General features: G+C 70.9%; 23 protein-coding genes. 12 read left to right on the top strand and 11 right to left on the bottom strand.

The annotated features are described in order from the left end of the window. Positions 1 to 68 precede the first annotated feature (68 nt). Positions 69 to 1232, bottom strand: a complete 1164-nt coding sequence (locus tag AB0J02_RS08355) for a lipid-transfer protein (RefSeq protein WP_363192791.1) — start codon at positions 1230 to 1232, stop codon at positions 69 to 71. A 100-nt stretch (positions 1233 to 1332) separates the two neighbouring features. On the opposite strand from AB0J02_RS08355, the gene AB0J02_RS08350 reads away from it, so the two are divergent. Next, a complete protein-coding gene (locus tag AB0J02_RS08350) occupies positions 1333 to 2913 on the top strand; it encodes a FadD3 family acyl-CoA ligase (protein ID WP_363192790.1) in 1581 nt (526 codons plus the stop codon). A gap of 12 nt (positions 2914 to 2925) precedes the next feature. Here the strand turns inward: AB0J02_RS08350 and AB0J02_RS08345 are convergent, their stop codons facing one another. Together AB0J02_RS08345 and AB0J02_RS08340 are read right to left on the bottom strand one after the other, a co-directional pair. After that, positions 2926 to 3117 (bottom strand): DUF397 domain-containing protein, encoded by a 192-nt coding sequence (locus AB0J02_RS08345; RefSeq protein WP_363192789.1) that lies wholly within the window; start codon positions 3115 to 3117, stop codon positions 2926 to 2928. Beyond that, a complete protein-coding gene (locus AB0J02_RS08340; protein ID WP_363192788.1) occupies positions 3114 to 3941 on the bottom strand; it encodes a helix-turn-helix transcriptional regulator in 828 nt (275 codons plus the stop codon). Before AB0J02_RS08340 ends, AB0J02_RS08345 begins: the two co-directional genes overlap by 4 nt. Positions 3942 to 4065: 124 nt before the next feature. On the opposite strand from AB0J02_RS08340, the gene AB0J02_RS08335 reads away from it, so the two are divergent. Then, complete coding sequence (locus AB0J02_RS08335) at positions 4066 to 4512, top strand: ATP-binding protein (protein ID WP_363192787.1); 447 nt, start codon at positions 4066 to 4068, stop codon at positions 4510 to 4512. A gap of 18 nt (positions 4513 to 4530) precedes the next feature. Here AB0J02_RS08335 and AB0J02_RS08330 read toward each other — a convergent pair whose 3' ends face one another. After that, on the bottom strand, positions 4531 to 5196 hold the full coding sequence (locus AB0J02_RS08330) for a nucleoside/nucleotide kinase family protein (protein ID WP_363192786.1): 666 nt from the start codon (positions 5194 to 5196) through the stop codon (positions 4531 to 4533). A gap of 38 nt (positions 5197 to 5234) precedes the next feature. Then, a complete protein-coding gene (locus tag AB0J02_RS08325) occupies positions 5235 to 5963 on the bottom strand; it encodes a DUF4232 domain-containing protein (protein ID WP_363192785.1) in 729 nt (242 codons plus the stop codon). Between the two features lie 187 nt (positions 5964 to 6150). Between AB0J02_RS08325 and AB0J02_RS08320 the strand changes: the two genes are divergently transcribed. Continuing rightward, positions 6151 to 7431, top strand: coding sequence for a helix-turn-helix transcriptional regulator (locus AB0J02_RS08320; protein WP_363192784.1), 1281 nt, complete (start codon positions 6151 to 6153; stop codon positions 7429 to 7431). Between the two features lie 120 nt (positions 7432 to 7551). Further along, positions 7552 to 8772 carry a PLP-dependent aminotransferase family protein gene (locus tag AB0J02_RS08315; RefSeq protein ID WP_363192783.1) on the top strand — a complete coding sequence of 407 codons (1221 nt, stop codon included), beginning with the start codon at positions 7552 to 7554 and terminating at the stop codon, positions 8770 to 8772. A 4-nt stretch (positions 8773 to 8776) separates the two neighbouring features. On the opposite strand, the gene argS is transcribed toward AB0J02_RS08315, so the two are convergent. Further along, positions 8777 to 10540, bottom strand: a complete 1764-nt coding sequence (gene argS / locus AB0J02_RS08310) for an arginine--tRNA ligase (RefSeq protein WP_363192782.1) — start codon at positions 10538 to 10540, stop codon at positions 8777 to 8779. Positions 10541 to 10843: 303 nt separating this feature from the next. Here argS and lysS point away from each other — a divergent pair, with 303 nt between their 5' ends. Next, the gene (gene lysS, locus AB0J02_RS08305) at positions 10844 to 12661 is read left to right on the top strand and encodes a lysine--tRNA ligase (protein ID WP_363192781.1); all 1818 of its coding nucleotides are present in this window, start codon (positions 10844 to 10846) and stop codon (positions 12659 to 12661) included. Between the two features lie 68 nt (positions 12662 to 12729). On the opposite strand, the gene AB0J02_RS08300 is transcribed toward lysS, so the two are convergent. The 3 genes from AB0J02_RS08300 to AB0J02_RS08290 all read right to left on the bottom strand — a co-directional run bounded on the left by AB0J02_RS08300 (position 12730) and on the right by AB0J02_RS08290 (position 16036). Then, a complete protein-coding gene (locus tag AB0J02_RS08300) occupies positions 12730 to 13989 on the bottom strand; it encodes a DUF2637 domain-containing protein (RefSeq protein ID WP_363192780.1) in 1260 nt (419 codons plus the stop codon). Positions 13990 to 14119: 130 nt separating this feature from the next. Further along, positions 14120 to 15040: a DUF3558 domain-containing protein gene (locus tag AB0J02_RS08295; protein ID WP_363192779.1), complete on the bottom strand. Its 921-nt coding sequence runs from the start codon at positions 15038 to 15040 to the stop codon at positions 14120 to 14122. A gap of 156 nt (positions 15041 to 15196) precedes the next feature. After that, positions 15197 to 16036, bottom strand: coding sequence for a DUF3558 domain-containing protein (locus tag AB0J02_RS08290; protein WP_363192778.1), 840 nt, complete (start codon positions 16034 to 16036; stop codon positions 15197 to 15199). 221 nt (positions 16037 to 16257) lie between these two features. On the opposite strand from AB0J02_RS08290, the gene AB0J02_RS08285 reads away from it, so the two are divergent. Next, complete coding sequence (locus AB0J02_RS08285; protein WP_363192777.1) at positions 16258 to 17451, top strand: RtcB family protein; 1194 nt, start codon at positions 16258 to 16260, stop codon at positions 17449 to 17451. Between the two features lie 84 nt (positions 17452 to 17535). Here the strand turns inward: AB0J02_RS08285 and AB0J02_RS08280 are convergent, their stop codons facing one another. Next, complete coding sequence (locus AB0J02_RS08280) at positions 17536 to 18720, bottom strand: patatin-like phospholipase family protein (RefSeq protein ID WP_363192776.1); 1185 nt, start codon at positions 18718 to 18720, stop codon at positions 17536 to 17538. 318 nt (positions 18721 to 19038) lie between these two features. Here AB0J02_RS08280 and AB0J02_RS08275 point away from each other — a divergent pair, with 318 nt between their 5' ends. From AB0J02_RS08275 to AB0J02_RS08265, 3 genes are all read left to right on the top strand, one after another. Continuing rightward, the gene (locus AB0J02_RS08275) at positions 19039 to 19374 is read left to right on the top strand and encodes a YnfA family protein (RefSeq protein WP_363192775.1); all 336 of its coding nucleotides are present in this window, start codon (positions 19039 to 19041) and stop codon (positions 19372 to 19374) included. Between the two features lie 77 nt (positions 19375 to 19451). Then, a complete protein-coding gene (locus tag AB0J02_RS08270) occupies positions 19452 to 20219 on the top strand; it encodes an SDR family NAD(P)-dependent oxidoreductase (RefSeq protein ID WP_363192774.1) in 768 nt (255 codons plus the stop codon). Next, the gene (locus tag AB0J02_RS08265; RefSeq protein WP_363193054.1) at positions 20209 to 20400 is read left to right on the top strand and encodes a hypothetical protein; all 192 of its coding nucleotides are present in this window, start codon (positions 20209 to 20211) and stop codon (positions 20398 to 20400) included. Before AB0J02_RS08270 ends, AB0J02_RS08265 begins: the two co-directional genes overlap by 11 nt. A 17-nt stretch (positions 20401 to 20417) precedes the next feature. Here AB0J02_RS08265 and AB0J02_RS08260 read toward each other — a convergent pair whose 3' ends face one another. Beyond that, positions 20418 to 21245 carry a helix-turn-helix domain-containing protein gene (locus AB0J02_RS08260; protein WP_363192773.1) on the bottom strand — a complete coding sequence of 276 codons (828 nt, stop codon included), beginning with the start codon at positions 21243 to 21245 and terminating at the stop codon, positions 20418 to 20420. 78 nt (positions 21246 to 21323) lie between these two features. Between AB0J02_RS08260 and AB0J02_RS08255 the strand changes: the two genes are divergently transcribed. The 3 genes from AB0J02_RS08255 (at position 21324) to AB0J02_RS08245 (ending at position 23745) form a co-directional block, all read left to right on the top strand. Beyond that, positions 21324 to 21923 carry a TIGR03086 family metal-binding protein gene (locus AB0J02_RS08255; RefSeq protein ID WP_363192772.1) on the top strand — a complete coding sequence of 200 codons (600 nt, stop codon included), beginning with the start codon at positions 21324 to 21326 and terminating at the stop codon, positions 21921 to 21923. Between the two features lie 65 nt (positions 21924 to 21988). Then, positions 21989 to 23086, top strand: coding sequence for an LLM class flavin-dependent oxidoreductase (locus AB0J02_RS08250; protein ID WP_363193036.1), 1098 nt, complete (start codon positions 21989 to 21991; stop codon positions 23084 to 23086). After that, entirely contained in the window at positions 23083 to 23745 is a 663-nt protein-coding gene (locus tag AB0J02_RS08245) for a CE1759 family FMN reductase (protein ID WP_363192771.1), read from the top strand. Before AB0J02_RS08250 ends, AB0J02_RS08245 begins: the two co-directional genes overlap by 4 nt. Positions 23746 to 23764: the final 19 nt, after the last annotated feature.

The raw sequence follows: 23764 nt of genomic DNA, 5'->3' as shown, positions 1-23764 counted from the left end.
TCCTTTGTCGGGTGCGGCTTTCGTCGTGGCTGGTCGCGCAGTTCCTCGCTCCCCTGGCGGCGACTCTCCTAGGCCCCTCGCAGCAGCACCGCCGACGTGGGGACCCCCTCGCCGGCTGTCACCAGGCACGTCTTCGCGTTCGGGACCTGGGCCGTGCTGACTCCGCGGAGCTGTTTCACGCCCTCGTTGATGAGGTTGAAGCCGTGGACGTACGCCTCCGAGAGGCCGCCGCCGCCCGTGTTGACCGGCAGTCGGCCGCCGATCTCCAGGGCGCCGCCCTCGGTGAACGCGCCGCCCTCGCCGCGCCCGCAGAACCCGTAGCCCTCCAGGGAGAGCGGGATGAGCGGCGTGAAGGCGTCGTAGATCTGGGCGACGTCGACGTCCTCGGGGGTGAGGTCGGAGTTCTTCCACAGATGGCGCGCGGCCGTCCAGGCGGGGCCCGTCAGCGGGTCGTCGTTCCAGTAGTTGACCATGCCGTGGTGCTGGGCGGGCAGCCCCTGCGCGGCCGAGTGCACGTAGACGGGCTTCTGGCGGCAGTCGCGCGCCCGCTCGGCCGATACCACGACGCAGGCCAACGCCCCGTCCGTCTCCAGGCAGTTGTCGAAGAGGCAGAGCGGTTCGCTGATCCAGCGGGCCGTCATATACATGTCCCGGGTGAGGGGGCGCTCGTACATCATCGCGGCGGGGTTCTGGTTGGCCCGGTTGCGGCAGGCGAGGGCGACGTTGAAGAGATGGTCGCGGGTCGCGCCGTACTCGTGCATGTAGCGGCGGGCCAGCATGCCGATCTCGTCCGCGGGGCGCAGCAGTCCGAACGGCCGTGTCCACTGTGCGGGCGTGGGGAGTTGGACGGCGGTGTTCTTCCAGGGGCGCGGGCCGCTGCCCCGTTTCCGGGAGCGCCAGGCGACGCCGACGGTGGCCTGTCCGGTGGCGATCGCGGAGGCGAGATGGGCGAGGGTCGCGCACGAACCTCCGCCCCCGTAGCCGACCTTGCTGAAGTGGGTGACGTCGCCGGCGCCGATGGCCTTCGCGATCTCGACCTCGTCCGTCTCCTCCATCGTGTACGAGGCGAAGGCGTCGACCTCGGACGGTGCGATGCCCGCGTCGTCGAGTGCGGCGATGATCGCCCGGCACGCCAATGTCTTCTCGGAGTCGGGGAGTTGCTTCGCGAAGGCCGTCTGGCCTATGCCGACGATGGCCGTCGCGTCCTTGATGCCTGCTGCTCCTCGCGCCATGGGCACCCCCACCTGGATCCCTGTGTGCTGACAGCGCGTCAGGCTACAGCTAATCTGACGGATAGTCAGCTACGGCGGTGCGGTTCTGGGAGGTCGCTCGATGCGTACGGATACCGAGGATGGCGCGTGGGGGACGATCCCGGAGCTGGTACGGGCCGCGGCCGAGCGGTACGGCGACCGGGAGGCCGTCGTCGACGGCCGCACCCGGATCACGTACACGGAACTCGGGGAGCGGGTCGAGCGGGCCGCCGCGGCCTGCCTCGCCGCGGGCGTCGAGCCCGGCGACCGCGTCGCGATCTGGGCCCCGAACACCCTCGACTGGATCGTCTCCGCGCTCGGCGCGGTCGGCGCGGGCGCCGTCCTCGTCCCCCTCAACACCCGCTTCAAGGGCACCGAGGCGGCCGACATCCTGGCCCGCTCCCGGGCCCGCCTCCTCTTCGTCACGGGCACCTTCCTCGGCACGTCCTACGTGGCCTCGCTGCGCCGCGCGCACCAGGCGGGGGCCGAACTCCCGCACCTGGAACAGGTGGTGGTGCTCGGCGACACGGCGCCCGACGTCCCCGGATACCGCACGTGGAAGGAGTTCCTGGCGGCCGGGGACAAGGTGACGGGCGGGGAGGTGCGGGAGCGCTCCGAGGCGGTCGTCCCGTCCTCGGCCTCCGACATCATCTTCACGTCGGGGACCACCGGACGGCCCAAGGGCGCGGTCATCACGCACGCGCAGACCCTGCGCGGATACGAGATCTGGTCGGAACTGGCGGGCCTGCGCGAGGGCGACCGCTACCTGATCGTGAACCCCTTCTTCCACACCTTCGGCTACAAGGCCGGGATCATCGCCTGCCTGATGCGCGGTGCCACGATGGTCCCGCAACCCGTCTTCAACGTGGACACGGCCCTGGCCAACATCGCGGCCGAGCGCATCTCCGTCCTGCCGGGCCCGCCCACCCTGCACCAGTCCCTGCTCGACCACCCCGGCCGCGACGCCCACGACCTGTCGGCACTGCGGCTCGTCGTGACGGGCGCGGCCGTGGTCCCGCTGCGCCTGGTCGAGCGGCTGCGCGGCGAACTGCGCATCGACACGGTGCTCACCGCGTACGGACTCTCGGAGGCCAGCGGCATCGTCACGATGTGCCGGCGCGGCGACCCGGCCGAGCTGATCGCGGCGACCTCGGGGCGGGCGATCCCCGGCACCGAGATCCGCGTGGAGTCCGCGGCCCCGGGCGAGCCCGGGGAGGTCCTGGTCCGCGGCTTCAACGTCATGCGGGAGTACTTCGAGGACCCGGCCGCCACAGCGGAGGCGATCACCGGGGACGGGTGGCTGCGCACGGGCGACGTCGGCGTCATGGACGCCGACGGCTACCTCCGGATCACCGACCGCATCAAGGACATGTTCATCGTGGGCGGCTTCAACGCCTACCCCGCCGAGATAGAACAGCTCCTCGGCCTGCACCCGGACGTGGCCGACGTGGCGGTCGTCGGCGTCCCGGACGGACGGCTCGGCGAGGTCGGCAAGGCGTACGTGGTGCGGCGGCCCGGCGCGGTCCTGACCTGCGACGACCTGATCGCCTGGGCCCGCCGCGAGATGGCCAATTTCAAGGTGCCCAGGGAGGTCGCGTTCGTGGCCGGGCTGCCGCGCAACGCGAGCGGCAAGGTGGTGAAGAGGGAGCTGCGGAGGCGGTGAACCCGCCCCCGCTCAGCGCTTTATGAACCCGGCGAACGCGGTCCAGGCCTCCGGCCGGAACGTGAAGACCGGGCCGCCGGGGTGCTTTGAGTCGCGGACGTGGACGGTGGCGCCGTTTCCGGGGGCGACTTCGAGGCACTGACCGCCCTCGCTGCCGCTGTAGCTCGACTTGAACCATTTCAGTTCCGCTGCGATGCCGTTCACGGTTCTCCTAGCAGTCGGTCCAGCAGGCCCGTGGACTGCTGCGTGGTAAGGGCCTGCGTCCGCAGCATCGCATATTTGCGGGTCAGGATGGATACGTCGTCGGGGCCGGCCACCAGTTGGCTTCCGCGCTGCGATTCGGTGTACGCGAGATGCTGGTGGTCCGGGGTTTCGAGGAGCGTGAACGGGCCGTCGAGCCCGGCATGGGACGGGGTGCCCAGCGGCAGGAACTGCAGAGAGACGCCGGGGAGTTCGGCGCACGCCCGCAAGTGCCGCAGCTGCTCGCGCCGCAGCCTCGGTCCTCCCAGCGTCGCGTGGAGCACGGGCTCCCACACCACGAAGCTCAACGTCGGGGGCGCCTTGCGGTGCAGGACCTCCTGTCGGGCCACGCGTCCCGCCGTCTTGGCGTCGATCTCGTCCTGGTCGTACGCGGGTACGCGCTCCCGCAGCACCGCCCGTGCGTACTCCTCCGTCTGCAGGATGCCCGGCACGACGAGCGTGTCGTACCAGGAGATCGCGGTCGCCTCCTGTTCCTGCCGCATGTACTCCTCGGCCCACAGCGGGAACTGGTCGATCTCCGGCATGTTCTCCACGCCGGCGCTCAACATCCCCTTGGTGTCGAGGATTTCGTCGAGGGCTTCGGCGAGGTCCGGTTGCAGGACGCGTCTGCCCTGCTCGATGGAGGCGATCGTCTCCTCGTCCACGCGGGCGCGTTCGGCGAGGGCGGTCTGCGTGTAGCCGGCCGCCCTGCGGGCCGCCCTGAGCTGGCGGCCCACCATTTTCATCGTCGAGATGTTCCTCTTCCGAGGAGCCTGCCGAGAGGTCATGCTCCTAGAACTCCCCTTGTCGGCCCGCGTCGCACCGCGCGGGAACCCGTACGGAACCCGTACAAAACACGAGTACGGGATGACTCTCTGAGGAACGCTAGTCACGCTGCGCGACGGTTGTCCGGTGAACGAGACGATCTCCACCCCCCGACAGGGTCAACTCACCCTGCGCCGCGAGCGGTTCTATCCACGGGACCGCCGCACCGTGCCCGCCGCGAGACGGTTCACGCGCGAGGCGCTCGACGACTGGGGGCTCGCGGGGCATGTACGGGCCGACGACGTGCTGCTGTGCGTGAGCGAGCTGGCGACCAACGCGCTGCTGCACGGGGCGCCGCCCGGACGCGGCTACCAGCTGTATCTGGCGTACGGGGAGGGCGTGTTGAGGGTGGAGGTGCGGGACAGCGGCGCGGGGGAGCCCCGGGTGTGCGAAAGCGGCGACGAGGGCGGCCGGGGCCTGCTGCTCGTCGCCGCCTGCGCGGATGGCTGGGGGGTGGAGGGGCGGGCGCCGGGGAAGTCGGTGTGGGCTGTGTTCCGGCTGGTCCGGCTGGTCCGGCGCCGCGCGACTCGCTGACCGCCGCGTTCGAGCACCTCAAGCGCGGCCGGCCCGGCCTGGCCCGAGGAGGTGCCCGGCGTCGAGGTCGACGATCACGTCCGCCCGCTCCCGGCCGGCGGCCACCCGCCGGGCGTTCGCCTCGTCGGAGCGCAGCACCCAGTCGCGGGCGAATGCCGGGGACTTGCCGAAGGCGATGTGCCGGGCGATCAGCCGCTCGACTCGGACCGCGTCGTCCACGGCCACCCACCACACCTCGTCGAGGAGCGGGCGGACCGCCGTCGACCACGGCTCCTCGTCCAGGAGGAGGTAGTTCCCCTCCGTCACGATCAGCGGGACGTCAGGGGCCACGGGCAGCGCGCCCGCGACCGGCTGCTCCAGCTCCCGTTCGAAGGACGGCGCGTACACCGTCTCCCCGGCGTGCGGGGAGCGGAGCCTGGCCAGCAGCGCCGCGTACCCGTACGCGTCGAACGTGTCCGGCGCGCCTTTGCGCTCCGCGCGGCCGAGACGGGCCAGTTCGGCGTCGGCCAGATGGAAGCCGTCCATGGGGACCAGTACGGCCGGCCCGTCCAGCGCGCGGACCACGGACTCGGCGAGCGTGGACTTGCCCGCGCCGGGCGGCCCCGCGATGCCGAGGATCCGGCGGGGGCCGCCCGGGGTGGCCGGGGACTGTGCGCGGGCGGCCAGTTCATCGACGTAGGACATGGACGGAGCCTGCCAGACGGGGTGCGGGTGATGGCGGGTCACCAGCTCAGGACGGAGTCCATCGACTGCTGCCAGTAGGTGACCTTGATCGAGTCGTCGACGTAGAGGCCCTTCGCGGGCAGCGACGGAGTGGCGCCCGAGCCGACGCTCTCGTTGCCCGAGCGGCCCTGGAAGTACACCGACAGGGACTTGGCGGTGTAGCCGTTCGAGCCGCTCCCGTCGGCGGCGGACAGCCGCACGGAGGCGTAGCCGGACTCGCCGGGCTCAAGCGTGGTGACCGCCTGCGGCTGGGTGCTCTCGTCGACCGGGGGCACCGACTGGGCCTCGCCGAAGCGGACGGCCGGGTAGCCGTAGAGGTAGCAGGTCCTGCTGCCGGTGTTGGTGACCGTGAGCAGCATGTGGTTGATGGGGCGGGTCAGCGGGGCCGCGACCGTCTTGGTGTTGGAGCCCTCGCAGGTGACCGGCTTGGCGGAGGAGCCCGGGGCCTTCGTGGCGGCCGGGGCCTTTCCGGCCGACGTCTTCGAGGCGGGAGCGGCGTCGCTTCCCTCGGCGCCGCCCGCCTTCGAGCCGCCGGCCTTCGCGTCGTCCGAGGAGGCCGAGGAGGCGGAGGACGACGCGGTGGGCGAGGCGGTCGTCGACGAAGCCGCCGACGCGCCCTCGTCCTTGACGCCCGATCCGTCGTTGCACGCGGTCAGTGAGAGGGCGGCGAGTGCGACGGTCGCGGCGGCGGTGACGAGGCGGGTGCGGGACGTGCGGTTGCTGTTCATGTGGTGGAGCCCCTTCGGCGTTTCAGTGGGTGTGGTGCTTGGATGACCAGAGCTTGTGGGGTGATCCGTCCCGACCGCCATGACCGGCGGGGAGTTGGGGACACTGGAACGTCGGAACGGGCTATGACCAGGGGAAACGTGTCCTCCCTGGAACGGCGGAATGGGACGCGGGGGGATGGAGGAACAGGTGTCAGGGGACTTGTCCGGGGGCGCGGCGGACGGCTTCGCGGAGCTGTTGCGGGAACTGAAGGACCGCTCGGGGCTGAGCTACGGCACGCTCGCCAAGCGACTGCACATGAGCACGTCGACCCTGCACCGGTACTGCAACGGGACGGCCGTTCCGAACGAGTACGCCCCGGTGGAGCGGTTCGCGCGGGCCTGCCGGGCGGCTCCCGAGGAACTGGTCGAGCTGCACCGCCGCTGGATCCTGGCGGACGCGGCCCGGACCCGTAAGGGGGAGCCGGTCCCCGTTCCGGAGCCGCCCGCCGCCGAGGAGAGCGGAGGCGGGGAGAGCGGAGCCGACGATGCCGGTGAACCTCTCGTGGTCGACGGGGGCGAGCGGCCCGCCGACAGGCCGCACCGGCGCCGCACCGCGGTGATCGCGGCCGTCGCCGTCGCGGCCGTCCTCGGGGCCGTCGTCCTCGCCGTGAACCTGAACTCCGGCGGGGGCAAGGGCACTCCGGACGCCCAGCAGGCGGCCGGGGCCACCACCACGCACACCGGAAGGACCCCGTCCACCTCGGCCTCCCCGTCGAAATCCGCGGACAAGAAGCCGGGCCGCACACCGTCCGCGAGCGCACCGGGCTCCGCCTCCGCACCGGCGCCGGGCAAGGGCGGCGCCTCCAAGGGGCCCGCCGACAGCGCCGCCTCGCTCAACGTCGCCACCCGCCCCTACGTCTACGACAGCCCGTGCAGCCAGCACTTCCTCGTCGACAGCGCACCGGCGCAGGTCGGCCCGCCCGCCCCCACCGAACAGGACGCCCCGAAGTGGGCCGCCGCGTACGGCGCCGTCTCCGCGGACCAGCAGCAGGTCGCCCTCACCGTCCAGGGCACGGGCTCCGACACGGTGGTCCTGGAGAAGCTGTACGTCCGGATCCTCGGCAAGGCCGCGCCGCTCGCCTGGAACGACTACTCGATGGGCGTCGGCTGCGGCGGCAACGTGAACACCAAGTCGTTCGACATCGACCTGGACAACGGCAGCCCCACCGTCACCGTCAAGAACGGCCAGCGCGACTTCCCGTACAAGGTCAGCGAGACCGATCCGGAGGTCTTCTACGTCACCGCCCACACCAAGGCGCACGACGTCCGCTGGGACCTGACCCTGGAGTGGTCCAGCGGCTCCCGCCACGGCACCGCGCACATCGACAACAACGGCACCCCGTTCCGCACGAGCGCCGCCACCGGCCGCCCCGGCTACGACTACCCGCTGGGCTACAGCGAGTGGATCGAGCGGACGGAGCAGCAGTAGCGGCCCTTCTCGCGGTCACGCCACGCATCCGCCGTCCGTATCGCGAAAACGGTATGTGCGCGGGGCACCCATTTCTCTAGGGTCGCGGAAAGCCGCCCGTCGAGAAGGAGCCGCCCCGCCATGACCACCACCGACGCCACCGATCGCCAACTCGCTGCCCCGGTGCCCCCGTTCGCCGCCCGGGTCGCGGCAACCGGCGGCTCCCCGATCCGCGACATCCTCGCCGTCACGGCCCGCCCCGAGGTCATCAACTTCGCCGGCGGCCTGCCCGCCCCCGAACTCTTCGACACCGACGGCATCGCGGCCGCCTTCGCCGACGTACTGGCCCACGACGCGCGGCGCGCCCTGCAGTACGCCACCACCGAGGGCGAACCCGCCCTGCGCGAGGCGCTCGCCGCGCGCACCACGGCACGCGGGCTGCCCACGGACGCCGACGACCTGCTCGTCACCACCGGCTCGCAGCAGGCCCTGTCCCTCCTCGCGACGGCGCTGCTCGAACCCGGCGACACCGTCCTCGTCGAAAGCCCCTGCTACCTGGCGGCACTTCAGGCCTTCGGCTTCGCCGGGGCCCGCGTCATCGGCGTCCCCGGCGACGACGACGGCATCGACCCGGCAGCCCTCGACGCCCTCGTCGCCGAGCACCGCCCCAAGCTCCTCTACACGGTCCCGACCTTCCAGAACCCCACCGGACGCACCCTGTCCGCCGACCGCCGCGCCGCCGTCGCCGAGGTCGCGGGGCGGCGCGGACTGTGGATCGTCGAGGACGACCCGTACGGCGAACTCCGTTTCGAGGGCGGGCGCGTGCCCTGGATCGCCACCTACGAAGGCGCCCGCGACCGCACCGTCCTGCTCGGTTCCTTCTCCAAGGTCATGGCGCCCGGACTGCGCCTGGGCTGGCTGCGCGCGCCGCGGGAACTCCGCCGCGCCTGCGCCGTCGCCAAACAGGCCGCCGACCTGCACACCCCGACCGTCAACCAGCTCGCGGCGGCCCGCTACCTGGCCGTCCGCGACCTCGACGCGCACGTCGCGAAGGTCGCCGCGGAGTACGGCAGACGCCGCGACGCCATGCTCGCGGGACTGCCCGGCGCCCTGCCCGAGGGCTCCACCTGGTCCCGGCCCGAAGGCGGCATGTTCCTGTGGGCGAGCCTGCCGGACACCGGCGGATACGACTCGACCGCCCTGCTGAGCAAGGCGGTCGAACACGAGGTGGCGTACGTCCCCGGCGCCCCGTTCCACGTCGGGGACCCCGACCCCACGACCCTGCGGCTCTGCTTCGTGACGCAGACACCGCAGGAGATCGCGGAAGGGCTGAAGCGGCTGGGCAGGGCCCTGAGGAGTTGAGGCCTCAGAGGCGCTCGGGGGTCCGGATGCCCAGCAGGGCCATGCCCTGGTGGAGCGTCCGGGCCGTCAGGTCGCACAGGAACAGCCGGTTCTCCACCACGTCCTGCGCCGGGCGCGGCTTGATCACCGGGCACTGGTCGTAGAACGTCGTGAACAGCGACGCCAGCTGGTACAGGTACGCGGCCAGCTTGTGCGGCGCGTACTCGGCCGACGCCTCGTAGACCAGATCGCCGAACGCGTCCAGGTGCAGGCCGAGCGCCCGCTCGGCCGGGGCCAGCTCGACCTCGGGGTGCGCGGCGGCGGTGTCGCCCTCGGACTTGCGCAGGATCGACTTGATACGGGCGTACGCGTATTGGAGGTAGACGGACGTGTCGCCGTTCAGCGACACCATCTGGTCCAGGTCGAACTTGTAGTCCCGGTTCGCCGACGTCGACAGGTCCGCGTACTTCACGGCGCCGATACCGACATACCGCCCGTTCTCCACGATCTCCGCCTCGGACAGGCCCACCTTCTCGGCCTTCTCCCGCACCACGGCGGTGGCCCGCTCCACCGCCTCGTCGAGCAGGTCCTCCAGCTTCACCGTCTCGCCCGCACGCGTCTTGAACGGCTTGCCGTCCGCGCCGAGCACCGTGCCGTAGCCCATGTTGTGCGCCGTGACGTCATCGCCGAGCCAGCCCATCCGGCGGGCCGCCTCGAAGACCATCTTGAAGTGCAGCGACTGCCGTACGTCCACGACGTACAGCAGAGTCGTCGCGTCCAGGTCGACGACACGGTTGCGGATCGCCGAGAGGTCGGAGGCCGCGTACCCGAAGCCGCCGTCCTTCTTCTGCACGATCAGCGGCACCGGCTCGCCGTCCTTGCCGCGGATCTCGTCGAAGAACACGACGAGCGCGCCGTCCGAACGCACGGCGACACCCGACTCCTCCAGGAGCCGCGCCGTCTCCGGCATCGAGTCGTTGTACGCCGACTCGCCGACGATCTCGTCGTCGCGGATCTCCATGTCGAGCTTCTCGAAGACCGAGTAGAAGTAGACCTTCGACTCGTCCACGAACCGCTGCCACAGGTCGAGGGTCTCCTTGTCCCCGGACTGGAGCGCCACGACCCGCTTACGGGCCCGCTCCTTGAACTCCTCGTCCGAGTCGAAGACCGCGCGCGACGCCTTGTACACCCGGTTCAGGTTCGACATGGCCTGCTCGCCGTCGACGTCCTCGGCCGGGGCCAGCACGCCGGGGTTCTCGATCAGGTACTGGATGAGCATGCCGAACTGGGTGCCCCAGTCGCCGATGTGGTGCCGGCCGATCGTCCGCTCACCGGTGAAGTCGAGCATGGCGCGCAGCGCGTCGCCGATGACCGCCGAACGCAGGTGCCCGACGTGCATCTCCTTCGCCACGTTCGGCTGCGCGTAGTCGATGACCGTGACACCCGGGTGCTCCTTGACGGGCACGCCGAGCCGGTCGCCGTCGGCGGCGCGCGCCGCGAGCGTCTCGGTGATCGCGCGGTCGGTGACCGTGACGTTCAGGAAGCCGGGCCCGGAGACCTCGACGTCCTTCAGCAGCTCCCCGTTCACGATCTTCTCGACGACCTGCGCGGCCAGCTCCCGCGGGTTCGCCTTCGCCTTCTTGGCGAGGGCGAGGATCCCGTTGGCCTGGAAGTCGGCCCGGTCGCTACGTCGCAGCAAGGGGTCTCCGACGGTCTCCGGGTGGGCGGAGGTGAGGGCGTCGGAGAGGCGCTGATTGACGGAAGCGGTGATGGACGTGACCGGGGCCATGGGTATGGGTGCCGTTCTGGTCGGGGCTGGTTTGTAGGTCCGCCCAGTATCCCACGGGGCCGCAAAGGGGTTTCTCGGTTCGGTCCCGGCCGCGGGTCCGGTGGGGGGGCCGGTCGCGCGGTTCCCCGCGCCCCTGAGATGCGCACTGCGTGCGCCATCGCGCCGCTCATGGAGCCGCGGCGCAGCCGCATGCTCCAGGGGCGCGGGGAACCGCGGTCCCGGCCCCACCGGGCCGCGGTCGCGACACCACCCGAGCCACCCTCCCCGTAAGCCGTTTTCCCCCAGCCCCCAGTAACTGGGACAATGGTCGGGGCGGAGCCAACCCGCGCCCCCGATCACGTAGAGAAGGACGAACCGACCGTGTCCCAGAGCACCGGAACGGAGCCCACCGAGACCGCCGAGAAGGCGGACTGGGTCTCCCGTTACGCGGACGATGTCATCGCCGAGTCCGAGCGTCGTGCCCCGGGCAAACCGGTCGTCGTCGCGTCAGGCCTCTCCCCGTCAGGCCCGATCCACCTGGGCAACCTGCGCGAGGTCATGACCCCGCACCTGGTCGCCGACGAGATCCGCCGCCGCGGCCACGAGGTGCGGCACCTGATCTCGTGGGACGACTACGACCGCTACCGCAAGGTCCCGAACGGCGTGCCCGGCACCGACGCGTCGTGGGCCGAGCACATCGGCAAGCCGCTGACGTCCGTGCCGGCCCCGGCCGGTTCGGCGTACCCGAACTGGGCGGAGCACTTCAAGGCCGCCATGGTCGAGGCCCTCGGCGAGCTCGGGGTGGAGTTCGACGGGATCAGCCAGACCGCGCAGTACACCTCGGGTGTCTACCGCGAGCAGATCCTGCACGCGATGAAGCACCGCGGCGACATCGACGCGATCCTCGAGCAGTACCGGACGAAGAAGGCCCCGGCCAAGCAGCAGCAGAAGCAGAAGCCGCTGGACGAGGCCGAGGTGGAGGCCGCCGAGGGTTCCGGCGCCGCGTCGGAGGACGACGGCAGCGGTGGCGCGGGCGGCTACTACCCGTACAAGCCGTTCTGCGGGCAGTGCGGCAAGGACCTCACCACGGTCACGTCGTACGACGACGAGACGACGGAGCTCTCCTACACCTGCACCGTCGACGGCCACTCCGAGACCGTGCGGCTGACCGAGTTCAACCGCGGCAAGCTGGTGTGGAAGGTCGACTGGCCGATGCGCTGGGCCTACGAGGGCGTGATCTTCGAGCCGTCCGGCGTCGACCACTCGTCCCCCGGCTCGTCCTTCCAGGTCGGCGGCCAGATCGTCGGCATCTTCGGCGGCGAGCGGCCGATCGGCCCGATGTACGCCTTCGTCGGCATCTCCGGGATGGCGAAGATGTCGTCGTCGAAGGGCGGCGTACCCACCCCGGGCGACGCGCTGGAGATCATGGAGCCGCAGCTCCTGCGCTGGCTCTACGCCCGCCGCCGCCCCAACCAGTCGTTCAAGATCGCCTTCGACCAGGAGATCCAGCGGCTCTACGACGAGTGGGACAAGCTCGCCGCGAAGGTGACGGACAGCGCCGTGCTGCCCGCCGACGCCGCCGCGTACAGCCGTGCCGTCGGCACCGCGGCCGGTGAACTGCCGCGCACCGAACGCCCGTTGCCCTACCGCACGCTGGCGTCCGTCGCCGACGTGACGGCCGGGGACGCCGAGCAGACGCTGCGCATCCTCACCGAGCTCGACCCGGAGAACCCGGTCACTGACCTCTCCGTGGTCCGGCCGCGGCTCGACAAGGCCGAGACCTGGATCACCAAGTACGTGGCCGCGGAGTCGCGCACCATCGTCCGCTCCGAGCCGGACGCGGACGCCCTCGCCGCCCTCGACGAGGAGGGCCGCAAGTCCATCCGGCTGCTCCTGGACGGCCTGGACTCGCACTGGTCGCTCGACGGCCTGACGCACCTCGTCTACGGCGTCCCGAAGGTGCAGGCGGGCTTCCCCGCCGACGCCACCGCCAAGGAACTGCCGGCCGAGATCAAGGTCGCGCAGCGCTCGTTCTTCGCGCTGCTCTACCACCTGCTCGTGGGCCGCGACACCGGCCCGCGCCTGCCCACGCTGCTCCTCGCCGTCGGCGCGGACCGCGTCCGCAAGCTGCTCGGCGCGTAAGCGGACATACGAAGAGGGGCGGCACCGGAATCCCGGCGCCGCCCCTCTTCACATGCTCGCCCACACGCTCAGGCGATGTGGTCCTCCATCAGCTCCGCGTTGTAGCGGGCCTCGAACTGCTCCGCGAAGCGGTTCACGTCCCGCGGCTGGAGCCGGATGCCGAACGAGTCCTCCACGTCCGCCGCGAACCTGCCCGGCGACGGCACACCCTCACCCTGTATGGCCTGCCGGTAGACCCGGTAGTAGTCCTCCTCGGAGGGGGCCGCGGCCTCCACCTCCTGGATCCCGTCGCCCAGCGGGCGCGTCCCACCGGCCCCGTTCGGCACCGGGAACTCCGGCTCCATGAACTCGGGGCCCGGCACCGGCTGGGGCTCCGCCGCCCGCGGACGCGGCACCGGAATCTGCTGCGGCTGCTCCTCGTACCAGTCCTGGTGCTCCTGCTCCGGGACGTACGTCGGGTCGTAGCCGCCCTGGTACTGCTGCTCCTGCGGCGGGGTCGCGAACCACTGGCTCGGGGCCTCCACGACGGGCGCCGGCTCCACCGGCTCCGCCGGTTGCGGCGCCACGGACTCCTGCGGGGCCACCGGCGCCTTCTGCTCCAGCTCGGGAGTGTGCGGGGCCGGCGGCAGCAGCTGCGGCTCGATCCCGGCGGCGGCGAGCCCCGCCGGGGCGGTCTGGGCCAGCGGCACCCCGTACTTCGCGAGCCGCAGCGGCATCAGCGACTCCACCGGAGCCCTGCGCCGCCACGCCCGCCCGAACCGCGACCGCAGCCGCGCCTGGTACACGAGGCGCTCCTGCTCCAGCTTGATCACCGCGTCGTAGGAGCGCAGCTCCCACAGCTTCATCCGGCGCCACAGCAGGAAGGTGGGAAGCGGGGAGAGCAGCCAGCGCGTGATGCGCACGCCCTCCATGTGCTTGTCCGCGGTGATGTCCGCGATCCGGCCGGTCGCGTGCCGCGCCGCCTCGACCGCGACCACGAACAGGATCGGGATGACGGCGTGCATGCCGGTGCCCAGCGGGTCCGGCCAGGCCGCCGCGCCGTTGAACGCGATCGTCGCCGCCGTCAGCAGCCACGCCGTCTGCCGCAGCAGCGGGAACGGGATCCGGATCCACGTCAGCAGCAGGTCGAGGGCGAGCAGCACGCAGATGCCCGCGTCGATGCCGATCGGGAAGACGTAACTGAAGTTCCCGAAGCCCTTCTCCAGGGCCAGCTCGCGCACGGCCGCGTACGAACCGGCGAAACCGATCCCCGCGATGACGACCGCACCGGCCACCACCAGGCCGATGAGCATCCGGTGCGTCCGTGTCAACTCCAGTGGCGCGGCCACTCCAGTTCCCCTCCCAGTTCGGCATGTTGCGCCAACAGACTGGCACACGCGTACGGGCGGCCGTGGGCCGGTACGCCCGGAGCCCGGCACCCAAAAGGGGCCGGGCTCCTCAAACCACGGGAAACAGCGGTCACTTGTCCTTGTCGTCGGCCTTCTTGGAGGCGGAGGCCGAAGCCGAGGCCGACGTCTTCTCCGACGGCTTCCCGGACGTCTTGTCGGACGGCTTCTCCGAGGACTTCCCGGACGAGGACTTCCCGGACGAGGACTTCCCGGACGGGGACGGGGAGGCCGAGCTCTTCCCCGCGTCCTGCGCCGAGCTCTTCGCCGAATCCACGACCGAGGCCACGGCCTCCTTCGCCGCCTTCTCGGTGTCCTTCGACAGGTCGTCGGCGTCCGGCGTCTTCTCGCCCGCGAGACCCGAGCCGTTGTAGTTGACCGTCACCACCACGTTGTCCACGCGCGAGACGACCGTCTGCTGCTTGGACGTGACGTTCTTCTTCTTCTCCTTGTACGTGCTGTCGAAGCGCACCAGCGTTGCCTCGTCGCCCGTACCCGCCACCGGCGCCGTCTTCACGCTCTTCGCGCCGTCCGTCGCCTGCGCGTCCTTGACCTGCTTCGCGTAGTACGCCGACGCCAGCTTGTCACCGCTGCCCCGGTTCACATCCGAGTCGAAACGGACCATCGAGACATTCAGCCAGCGGAACTGGGAGCCCTTGACCCCGTTGTTCTCCAGGCTCGACCAGGAGCAGTTGTCCCGCGTCGACTCGTCGTCCGACGCGCCTGCCTTGCTGTCGCCCTTGGGCACCAGGTCGCCCAGCGTCTTCTTCGAGAGCGCCGAGCACGCCTTCGGCAGGGACTTGTACGTCGCCGGGGCCACCTTCTTCGCCGCGTCCTTGGCGGTCGACGCGGACGTCTTTGCCTCGGACCCGGCCTTCGCCCCGTCACCGGAGTCGGAACCGGAGTCGGACGAGCAGCCGGCTACGACGAGAACCACCGGCACGGCGGCTGCGCAGGCGAGGATGCGGGTGAGTCGCTTGGTCGGACGGTGCATGGTTCCTTCACTAGGACGCTGGCTGGAGCACGGTCCCGGAAACACGGCGGCATCTTCACAAGGCCACCACGAACCCGGGTCCGATGGGCCACCGTACGCCGTAGCCGTCCCGCACGCCTCGACTTCCCCGCGGCCCCGAAGGCCGCCCGGAGCCCCCTACTCGCCGAACTTCCCGACCAGCTTCTGGGCCAGTTCCTGCGCTGTGTCCTGCGATTCCTTGCTGTCCGGGGCCTCGCCCGGCGTCGCCGACTGCGCCACGTACTGGACGGTCACGAGCGCGTTCGACGTGCGGAACACCACAGTCACCGTCCGGCTCCGGGACGCCGTGGGACCCGACAGCTCGTCGTCGATGAACGCCTCGTCGCCGAGCCCCTCCAGCAACCGGGGCTGCAGCTCGGCCGGTGTCACGACCGACGAGGGCGAGGCGTCCGGCGACCCGTCGCCGCCACCCGTCCCGCCGCCTGAACCCCCGGTACCCGCGGCGCTCGCGGAGCTTCCGTCGTCGTCCGGCTCCGCCACGGACCCCGTCGACGACGGCGCCGGCAGATCCGCCTTCACCTCCTTCGAGGCGAACACGTCCTGCGCGCGGGAGTCGTCACTCACCGCCGCGTCGTACGACACCACCCGCTCGAAGTCCAGCGTCAGCCGGTGCGTGCCGCCCGCCGCCGAATCGTCCTTCCAGCCGCAGCCCGCCCGGCGGTCCGTGTCGTACGTGGCCGTCGCCGTGCCCTCGTACGCCTTCTCCCGCGCGCGCTCGTCGGTCAGCTGCCTGATGCCGGGGAGCATCGTGTCCAGCGTCGCCTGGTCGGGCTGGCTGCACGGCTCCGGCAGCGTCCGGTACTTGCCGGGCTCGGCCGCCGACGCGGAGGCGCTCGCCTCACCCGGCTTCGAGTCGTCCGCGCCGTCGTCGGAGCCGGAACTCCCGCTGCACCCGGCGAGCAACGCCGTCAGGAGTACGGCGACGCCCGGCACGTACGCGTACGACTTCCGCTGCACCGTAAGGGCTCCTCTCGGCGGGTTGCGCCTGGTTAATCGGTTGCCGCTGAAAGGCGACCAGTGATGACAATGTCTATCGCACGCACTGCCGTGGACGCCGGTCCGTCATCCGTTTCATGGACCTTGGCTCCGGTATCTGCGTTTTCGGAGTTCGGCTCCATTGGTTCTCATAGCTCCAATAGCTCCAATAGCTCCAACCGCGCCTACTTTCGGGGGATTTCATGTCGTACGTAGAGGTACCGGGGGCGAAGGTTCCCATCCGTATGTGGGCGGACCCCGCGTCCGTCGAGGACGGGGCGATGCAGCAGCTCCGCAACGTGGCGACCCTCCCCTGGATCAAGGGCCTCGCCGTCATGCCCGACGTGCACTACGGCAAGGGCGCGACGGTGGGCTCGGTGATCGCGATGCGGGGTGCGGTGTGCCCGGCGGCGGTCGGGGTCGACATCGGCTGCGGGATGAGCGCGGTGAAGACGTCCCTGACGGCGAACGACCTGCCGGGCGACCTGTCCCGGCTGCGCTCGAAGATCGAGCAGGCGATTCCGGTGGGCCGGGGGATGCATGACGACCCCGTCGACCCGGGCCGGCTGCACGGCTTCGGGACCGCCGGGTGGGACGACTTCTGGGGGCGGTTCGGGGGTGTCGCCGACGCGGTCAAGTTCCGTCAGGAGCGCGCCACGAAGCAGATGGGAACGCTCGGCTCCGGCAACCACTTTGTTGAACTCTGCGTGGATTCGGCCGATTCGGTGTGGCTGATGCTGCACTCCGGGTCCCGCAACATCGGCAAGGAGCTCGCCGACCACCACATCGGCGTCGCGCAGAAGCTCCCGCACAACCAGAACCTCGTCGACCGCGACCTGGCCGTGTTCATCTCGCAGACCCCGCAGATGGCCGCGTACCGCAACGACCTGTTCTGGGCGCAGGAGTACGCGAAGTACAACCGCTCGATCATGATGGCGCTCTTCAAGGACGTGGTCCGCAAGGAGTTCAAGAAGGCGAAGGTGACCTTCGAACCCGAGATCAGCGCGCACCACAACTACGTCAGCGAGGAACGCTACGACGGCATGGACCTGCTGATCACCCGCAAGGGAGCGATCCGCGCGGGCTCGGGCGAGTACGGGATCATCCCGGGCTCCATGGGCACGGGTTCGTACATCGTGAAGGGTCTCGGCAACGCGGCGTCCTACAACTCCGCCTCGCACGGCGCGGGCCGCAAGATGAGCCGGAACGCGGCCAAGAAGCGCTTCTCGACGCGCGACCTGGAGGAGCAGACGCGGGGCGTGGAGTGCCGCAAGGACTCCGGCGTGGTGGACGAGATCCCGGCCGCGTACAAGCCGATCGAGCAGGTCATCGATCAGCAGCGGGACCTGGTCGAGGTCGTGGCGAAGCTGAAGCAGGTCGTCTGCGTGAAGGGCTGAACCGGCAGAAGGGCCCGAGCCGTTGACGGCTCGGGCCCTTCGCCCGGGTCTGTGTCTGTTGGTGTCTGTCTGTGTCTGTCTGGGTCAGTCCGCGTCGCTCCGCCACAAGTTGCTCGGGTCGTCGCCCGCCTCGTCGAGGATGATCTGCGCGTCCCGCTGGCCCAGTTTGATGGCCCGGTCGATGAACTCCGGCTCGAAGAAGAGGTAGCTGAGGAGTTCGCCCCGGCTGTGGCCCGGCCCGAGGAGGGTGGCGAGCAGCATCAGGTCGGGGTTGGTGAGGCGGCGCAGCCCCCGGAAGTAGGTGTCGAGGACGTACGTGGCGCACTCGTTGAGCTGGTTGATCTGGCCGGGCACCGGGCCGCCGAAGACGTACTCGATGATGGAGTACTCGCGGCCGAGCGGGCTGACCTTCTTCGCGCCGGCCTTGAGCAGCTCGTCCACCTTGCCGAGCGTGCGGGTGTCCTCGACCATGCGGTCGGTCATCAGGCCGGTCGTGATCTGCGCGGCGACGTCCAGCACGGAGGGCGCGGGCTCGCCCCGCCCGCGGGAGCGGGGCAGGTAGCGCAGGGGCGTGGTGGCGATGACCACGACGCGCTTCGCGCCGAGCGAGATCGCCGGTTTGATGGGGGCGTTGAGCCGCACGCCGCCGTCCATGTACCAGCCGCCCGCCGATTCGATGCGTACGGGCGGGAACGCGCCGGGGATCGAGGCGGACGCCAGTACGTGGTCCTCGGTCAGGACGGTCTGGGTGTAGTCCACCGCCCGGTCGATGTCGGTGGAGGGCAGCCGCGTGGCCGCGGGCCCCTCGGCGAAGACCTCGGTCCGTCCGCTGTAGCAGGCCGTGGTGGCCACGGCCACGGCCTGCACCGCGCCGCTCAGCATGTTGGCGTGGAGCTGATTCCAGTCCACCTTGTTCTTGAGGGTGGTTTTCAGCGGGCCGGTGTCGAGAAAGGCCGAGAGAGGCTGGGCGGACGGATTCACCAGCCCGGAGAGATATTGCAGCATGACGCCGGGCAGGGCCGCCGTCAGAAACGGTTTGAAGACCTGCTTCTTGGTGATTCCTCGCCAGACTTTGAGCGCTTCGTCCGCTGCCAGGTGCGCGGGCAGGTGGGCGAGTGAGGCGAAGAGCACGGCATTGAGTGATCCCGCGCTGGTACCGACGAACGTCTTCGGCCGCTGGCCGGCCGCGTCGAGTTCCGGCAGCAGCGTGGCCAGCATTCCGGCTTCGTAGGCGCCGCGGGCGCCCGCTCCTGCCAGGACGACACTCACGTGGTTGTCTTCGGCCGGAGTTCCGGACGATGATCCTGAGCCTTTGGTTCCGGCTGCTTTGCGGGGTTCTTTCTGCGACTCGTCGTAGAATTCGCTTTCGGTCGTGCTCCGTGAAGTTCCGGAACTCTTCTCGGGCATGACATCTCCCTATTGGGGCCGGTTGGAATTCGTTGCTCGCTCTACTGATCGGGGACGGGCTACCGGTTCGATACCACTGCCATCGGTGGCGCGACGCAATGGCGTAATCGGCCATGCGTCGGCCGGGGCCCGCGACGTGCGGGGGACTCGTAGGGAAGCGCGCGTGACACCCTGTCGCCCATGCTCGTCGCCCGTTCCGTGTCCCTGTTCGTGCTCGCCGCCCTGTTCGAGATCGGCGGCGCGTGGCTGGTGTGGCAGGGGGTGCGGGAGCATCGCGGGTGGGTGTGGATCGGTGCCGGGGTGATCGCACTCGGCCTGTACGGGTTCGTGGCGACGCTGCAGCCGGACGCCGAGTTCGGGCGGATCCTGGCGGCGTACGGCGGGGTGTTCGTGGCGGGCTCGATCGCGTGGGGCATGGTCGCGGACGGGTACCGGCCGACCCGCTGGGACGTGGCGGGGGCGCTGATCTGCCTGGCAGGCATGGCCGTGATCATGTACGCGCCCCGGGGAGACTGAGGGGCGGGACCGGCCGGGACGTACGCTGGACGGCGTCGATCGTTCGCACAGCCGTCCTGTTGTCCGAGGAGTAGCTCATGGCCCCCGCAGCGTCTTCCCGTATCGCCGTCGTCACCGGCGCGAGCAGCGGTATCGGCGCCGCGACCGCGCGGCAACTGGCCGCCGCCGGATACCGGGTGGTGCTCACGGCTCGCCGCAAGGACCGGATCGAGGCGCTGGCGGAGGAGATCAACGGCGCGGGGCACCAGGCCGCCGCGTACGCCCTCGACATCACCGACCGGGCGGCCGTCGACGCGTTCGCGACGGCGTTCAAGTCGGTCGGGGTGCTGGTGAACAACGCGGGGGGCGCGCTCGGCGCGGACCCCGTGGCGTCCGCCGACCCGGAGCAGTGGCGGCAGATGTACGAGACGAACGTCATCGGCACGCTGAACGTCACGCAGGCCCTGCTGCCCGCGCTGACCGCGTCCGGCGACGGCACCGTCGTGGTCCTGTCCTCGACCGCCGGGCACGGCACGTACGAGGGCGGCGGCGGGTACGTGGCCGCCAAGCACGCCGAGCACGTGCTCGCGGAGACGCTGCGCCTGGAGATCGTGGGCACGCCGGTCCGCGTCATCGAGGTGGCGCCCGGCATGGTGAAGACGGACGAGTTCGCGCTGACGCGGTTCGGCGGGGACGAGGAGAAGGCGGCGAAGGTGTACGCGGGCGTCGCCCAGCCGCTGACGGCGGACGACGTGGCCGACACGATCACGTGGGCCGTCACCCGGCCCAGCCACGTCAACATCGACCTGCTGGTGGTCCGTCCGCGCGCCCAGGCCTCCAATACGAAGGTCCACCGTGAGCAGTGACGCGCCGGACTCTTCGGACGCGTCCGACCCGCTGGACGTACTGCAGCGGGAGTACGACGAGCGGCGGCTCGCCCAGGAGAAGAAGGGCGAGCGGTACATGTGGTGGTACCTGGGCTACTTCCTCTTCGGGATCCACATCGTGGCGTTCGTGATGATCTACGCGATCCATCACGCCGAGTAGCCCCTGGAAGGCCGCCGTTACGACGTCGGATACGCCGTCGGCGGGACGCCCACCGTGGACGTGAAGTCGCGGACGAGGTGGGCCTGGTCGGCGTAGCCGAGGTCTGCGGCGAGGGCGGCCCAGTCCACGTCGGTGCGGGTGCCGGCCGCTTCGACGGCCTCGTGGATGCGGTAGCGCAGGATGCACCACTTGGGGCTGACGCCGACGTATCCGGTGAAGAGCCGCTGCAGCGAGCGGACCGACATTCCCTCGGCGCGCGCGAGGTCGGCGACGCGGCGCACCGCGCGCTCGGCGCGGATCCGGGCGACGAGGCCGCGCGCGAGCTCGGCGGCGGGGTCCGGTCCGGCGGGGACGAGGACCAGCAGGTAGGCGTCGAGGGCGGCGATCCGCGCGGGGTCCCCACCGTCGGGGCCGGGCCCGCCGGACAGGAGGGCGGCTACATCGGTGCGCGGGAACACGTCCTCGTAGGCCAGGGCGCGGCCGGTCCACTCGGCGACCGGCACCTCCGGCACGAACGGCCGGAACGCCCCCGGCCAGAACTTCGCCCCGCACACCCTTCCCCGGCCGCCGATCTTGCGGGTGTAGAGGCCGGGCGCGGCGACCCCGGTGAGCTCCCCGTACGGCGGCGAAGTCCCCTTGTCGTACTCGTCCCACTGGAACGTGAGGTTCACCGAGGGGTGGGGCAGGATGTGCGACGCGTAGGGCGCGGGCAGGTCCCAGTCGATGAACCAGTAGTTCTCGACGTACGGGCGCAGCGCCTCGGCGGGGGCGTGCCGCCGGAAGCGCACGCGCGTGAGCAGCGCGGACGGGTCGACGATCCCGCGGGTGTCGCGATCCTGGGCCATGCGCGGATCGTACGGCGGGGTACTGACAGCGTCGCGTTTGTTCAAGAGGCGCGGGCGCCGGGCTCGTAGCGTCGGGGCATGGACGAAAACGACACGCAAGAGCAGCAGCAGGCGTACGGCATCGGGGAGCTGCTGGCCGTGGCGGCGGCGCGGGCGGTGCCGGTCGTGGCCGGGATCGGCGACACGACGCTCTCCGCGCCCACCCCGTGCGCCGACTATGACGTGAAGGCCCTGGTCAACCATCTTTTCCAGGTGGTCGTGGAGTTCCAGAAACTGGCCGTGAAGAAGGACTCCGACTTCGCCGTGACGGTGGACCGGGTGGGGGAGGGCCCGGACTGGCGGGAGCGGTTCGCCGGTGAGGCGGAGGCGTTGGCGGCCGCGTGGTCGGCGCCGGGCGCGGAGGACGGTACGAGCGGCGCGATGAACATGCCGGCGCGGCTGGTGGGCTCGATGGCGCTGCTGGATCTGACGGTGCACGCCTGGGATCTGGCGCGGGCCACGGGCCGGCCGTACGAGGCCCCGCCGGAGGTGGTGGCGCCGCTCGCGGCCGCGGTGGCGGAGCTGTCGCCGACGGCCAGGACGATGGGCGTCTTCGGGGAGCCGGTGGAGGTCGCGGCCGGCGCGCCGCCCTTCGTCCGGCTGCTGGCGGCGACGGGCCGGGACCCGTACCGGGAATAGCGGGGCGGGGGCTGCCGTTCTGTGGGTATAGTTGAAGCATCAACAACCTGCGGAAGGTGAGCAGCATGCAGTTCGGGATCTTCACCGTCGGTGACGTCACGACCGATCCGACGACCGGACGCGCGCCGAGCGAGCACGAGCGCATCAAGGCGATGCTCGCCATCGCGCAGAAGGCCGAGGAGGTCGGCCTCGACGTCTTCGCCACCGGCGAGCACCACAACCCGCCGTTCGTCCCGTCCTCGCCGACGACGATGCTCGGCTACATCGCCGCGCGCACCGAGAAGCTGATCCTCTCGACCTCCACGACGCTGATCACCACGAACGACCCCGTGAAGATCGCCGAGGACTTCGCGATGCTGCAGCACGTCGCGGAAGGCCGCGTCGACCTGATGATGGGCCGCGGCAACACCGGCCCGGTCTACCCCTGGTTCGGCAAGGACATCCGCGACGGCATCGACCTCGCCATCGAGAACTACGCGCTGCTGCGCCGCCTCTGGGGCGAGGACGTCGTCACCTGGAAGGGCAAGTTCCGCACGCCGCTGCAGTCCTTCACCTCGACCCCGCGCCCGCTGGACGGCGTCGCGCCGTTCGTGTGGCACGGCTCCATCCGCTCGCCGGAGATCGCCGAGCAGGCCGCGTACTACGGCGACGGCTTCTTCCACAACCACATCTTCTGGCCCGCCTCCCACACCAAGCAGATGGTGAACCTGTACCGGCAGCGCTACGCCCACTACGGGCACGGCACCCCCGAGCAGGCGATCGTCGGGCTCGGCGGCCAGGTGTTCATGCGCAAGAACTCGCAGGACGCGGTGCGCGAGTTCCGCCCCTACTTCGACAACGCGCCGGTCTACGGGCACGGCCCGTCCCTGGAGGAGTTCACCTCGCAGACCCCGCTGACCGTCGGCTCGCCGCAGGAGGTCATCGAGCGGACCCTGTCCTTCCGCGACTACGTCGGCGACTACCAGCGCCAGCTGTTCCTGATGGACCACGCGGGCCTGCCGCTGAAGACCGTCCTGGAGCAGCTCGACCTGCTCGGCGAGGAGGTCGTGCCGGTGCTGCGCAAGGAGTTCGACAACAAGCGCCCGGCGAACGTGCCGGACGCGCCCACCCACGCTGCCCGCGTCGCCGCCAAGTCCCAGACCCCTGAGGGGAGTTCGAAGTGAAGCTCGTCGTCGTATCGGCGGGGCTGAGCTCGCCCTCGTCCACCCGGCTGCTCGCCGACCGGCTCACGGCCGCGACCGTGGGACACCCGGCCGCGGGGGCGGCCGAGGTGGAGGTCGTCGAACTGCGGGACCTGGCCACGGAGATCGCCCAGCACTTCGTGACCGGGTTCCCGCCGGCCCGGCTGGCCGCCGCGCTCGACGCGGTGGCCGCGGCGGACGGCCTGATCGCCGTGACCCCGGTGTTCGCGGCGTCGTACAGCGGACTGTTCAAGTCGTTCTTCGACGTCATCGACAAGGACGCCCTGACCGGCAAGCCGGTCCTCGTCGCCGCGACCGGCGGCACGGCCCGGCACTCCCTGGTCACCGAACACGCGCTGCGCCCGCTCTTCACGTATCTGCGCGCGCTCGTCCTGCCGACCGCCGTGTACGCGGCGTCGGAGGACTGGGGCGAGGAGGGTCTGCAGCGGCGCATCGCCCGCGCGGGCGCCGAGCTGGCCCGCTTCATGGCGCCGGCCGCGGCGGACGCCGCGCCGGACGTCGACACGGCCGCCGCGATCGCGCCCCGCTCGCTGACGGGGGCGATCACGTCGGTGGACCCGGCGGACGGCTTCGAGATCGTGCCGTTCGAGCAGCGGCTGGCCGCTCTGCGGACCCAGTAGCTGTCACTGCGGCCTGTAC

Source organism: Streptomyces sp. NPDC050264 (assembly GCF_040655895.1).
Classification (GTDB): domain Bacteria; phylum Actinomycetota; class Actinomycetes; order Streptomycetales; family Streptomycetaceae; genus Streptomyces.
The sequence above is the reverse complement of the archived record's forward strand: the minus strand, read 5'-3'. Positions and strand labels throughout refer to the sequence as shown.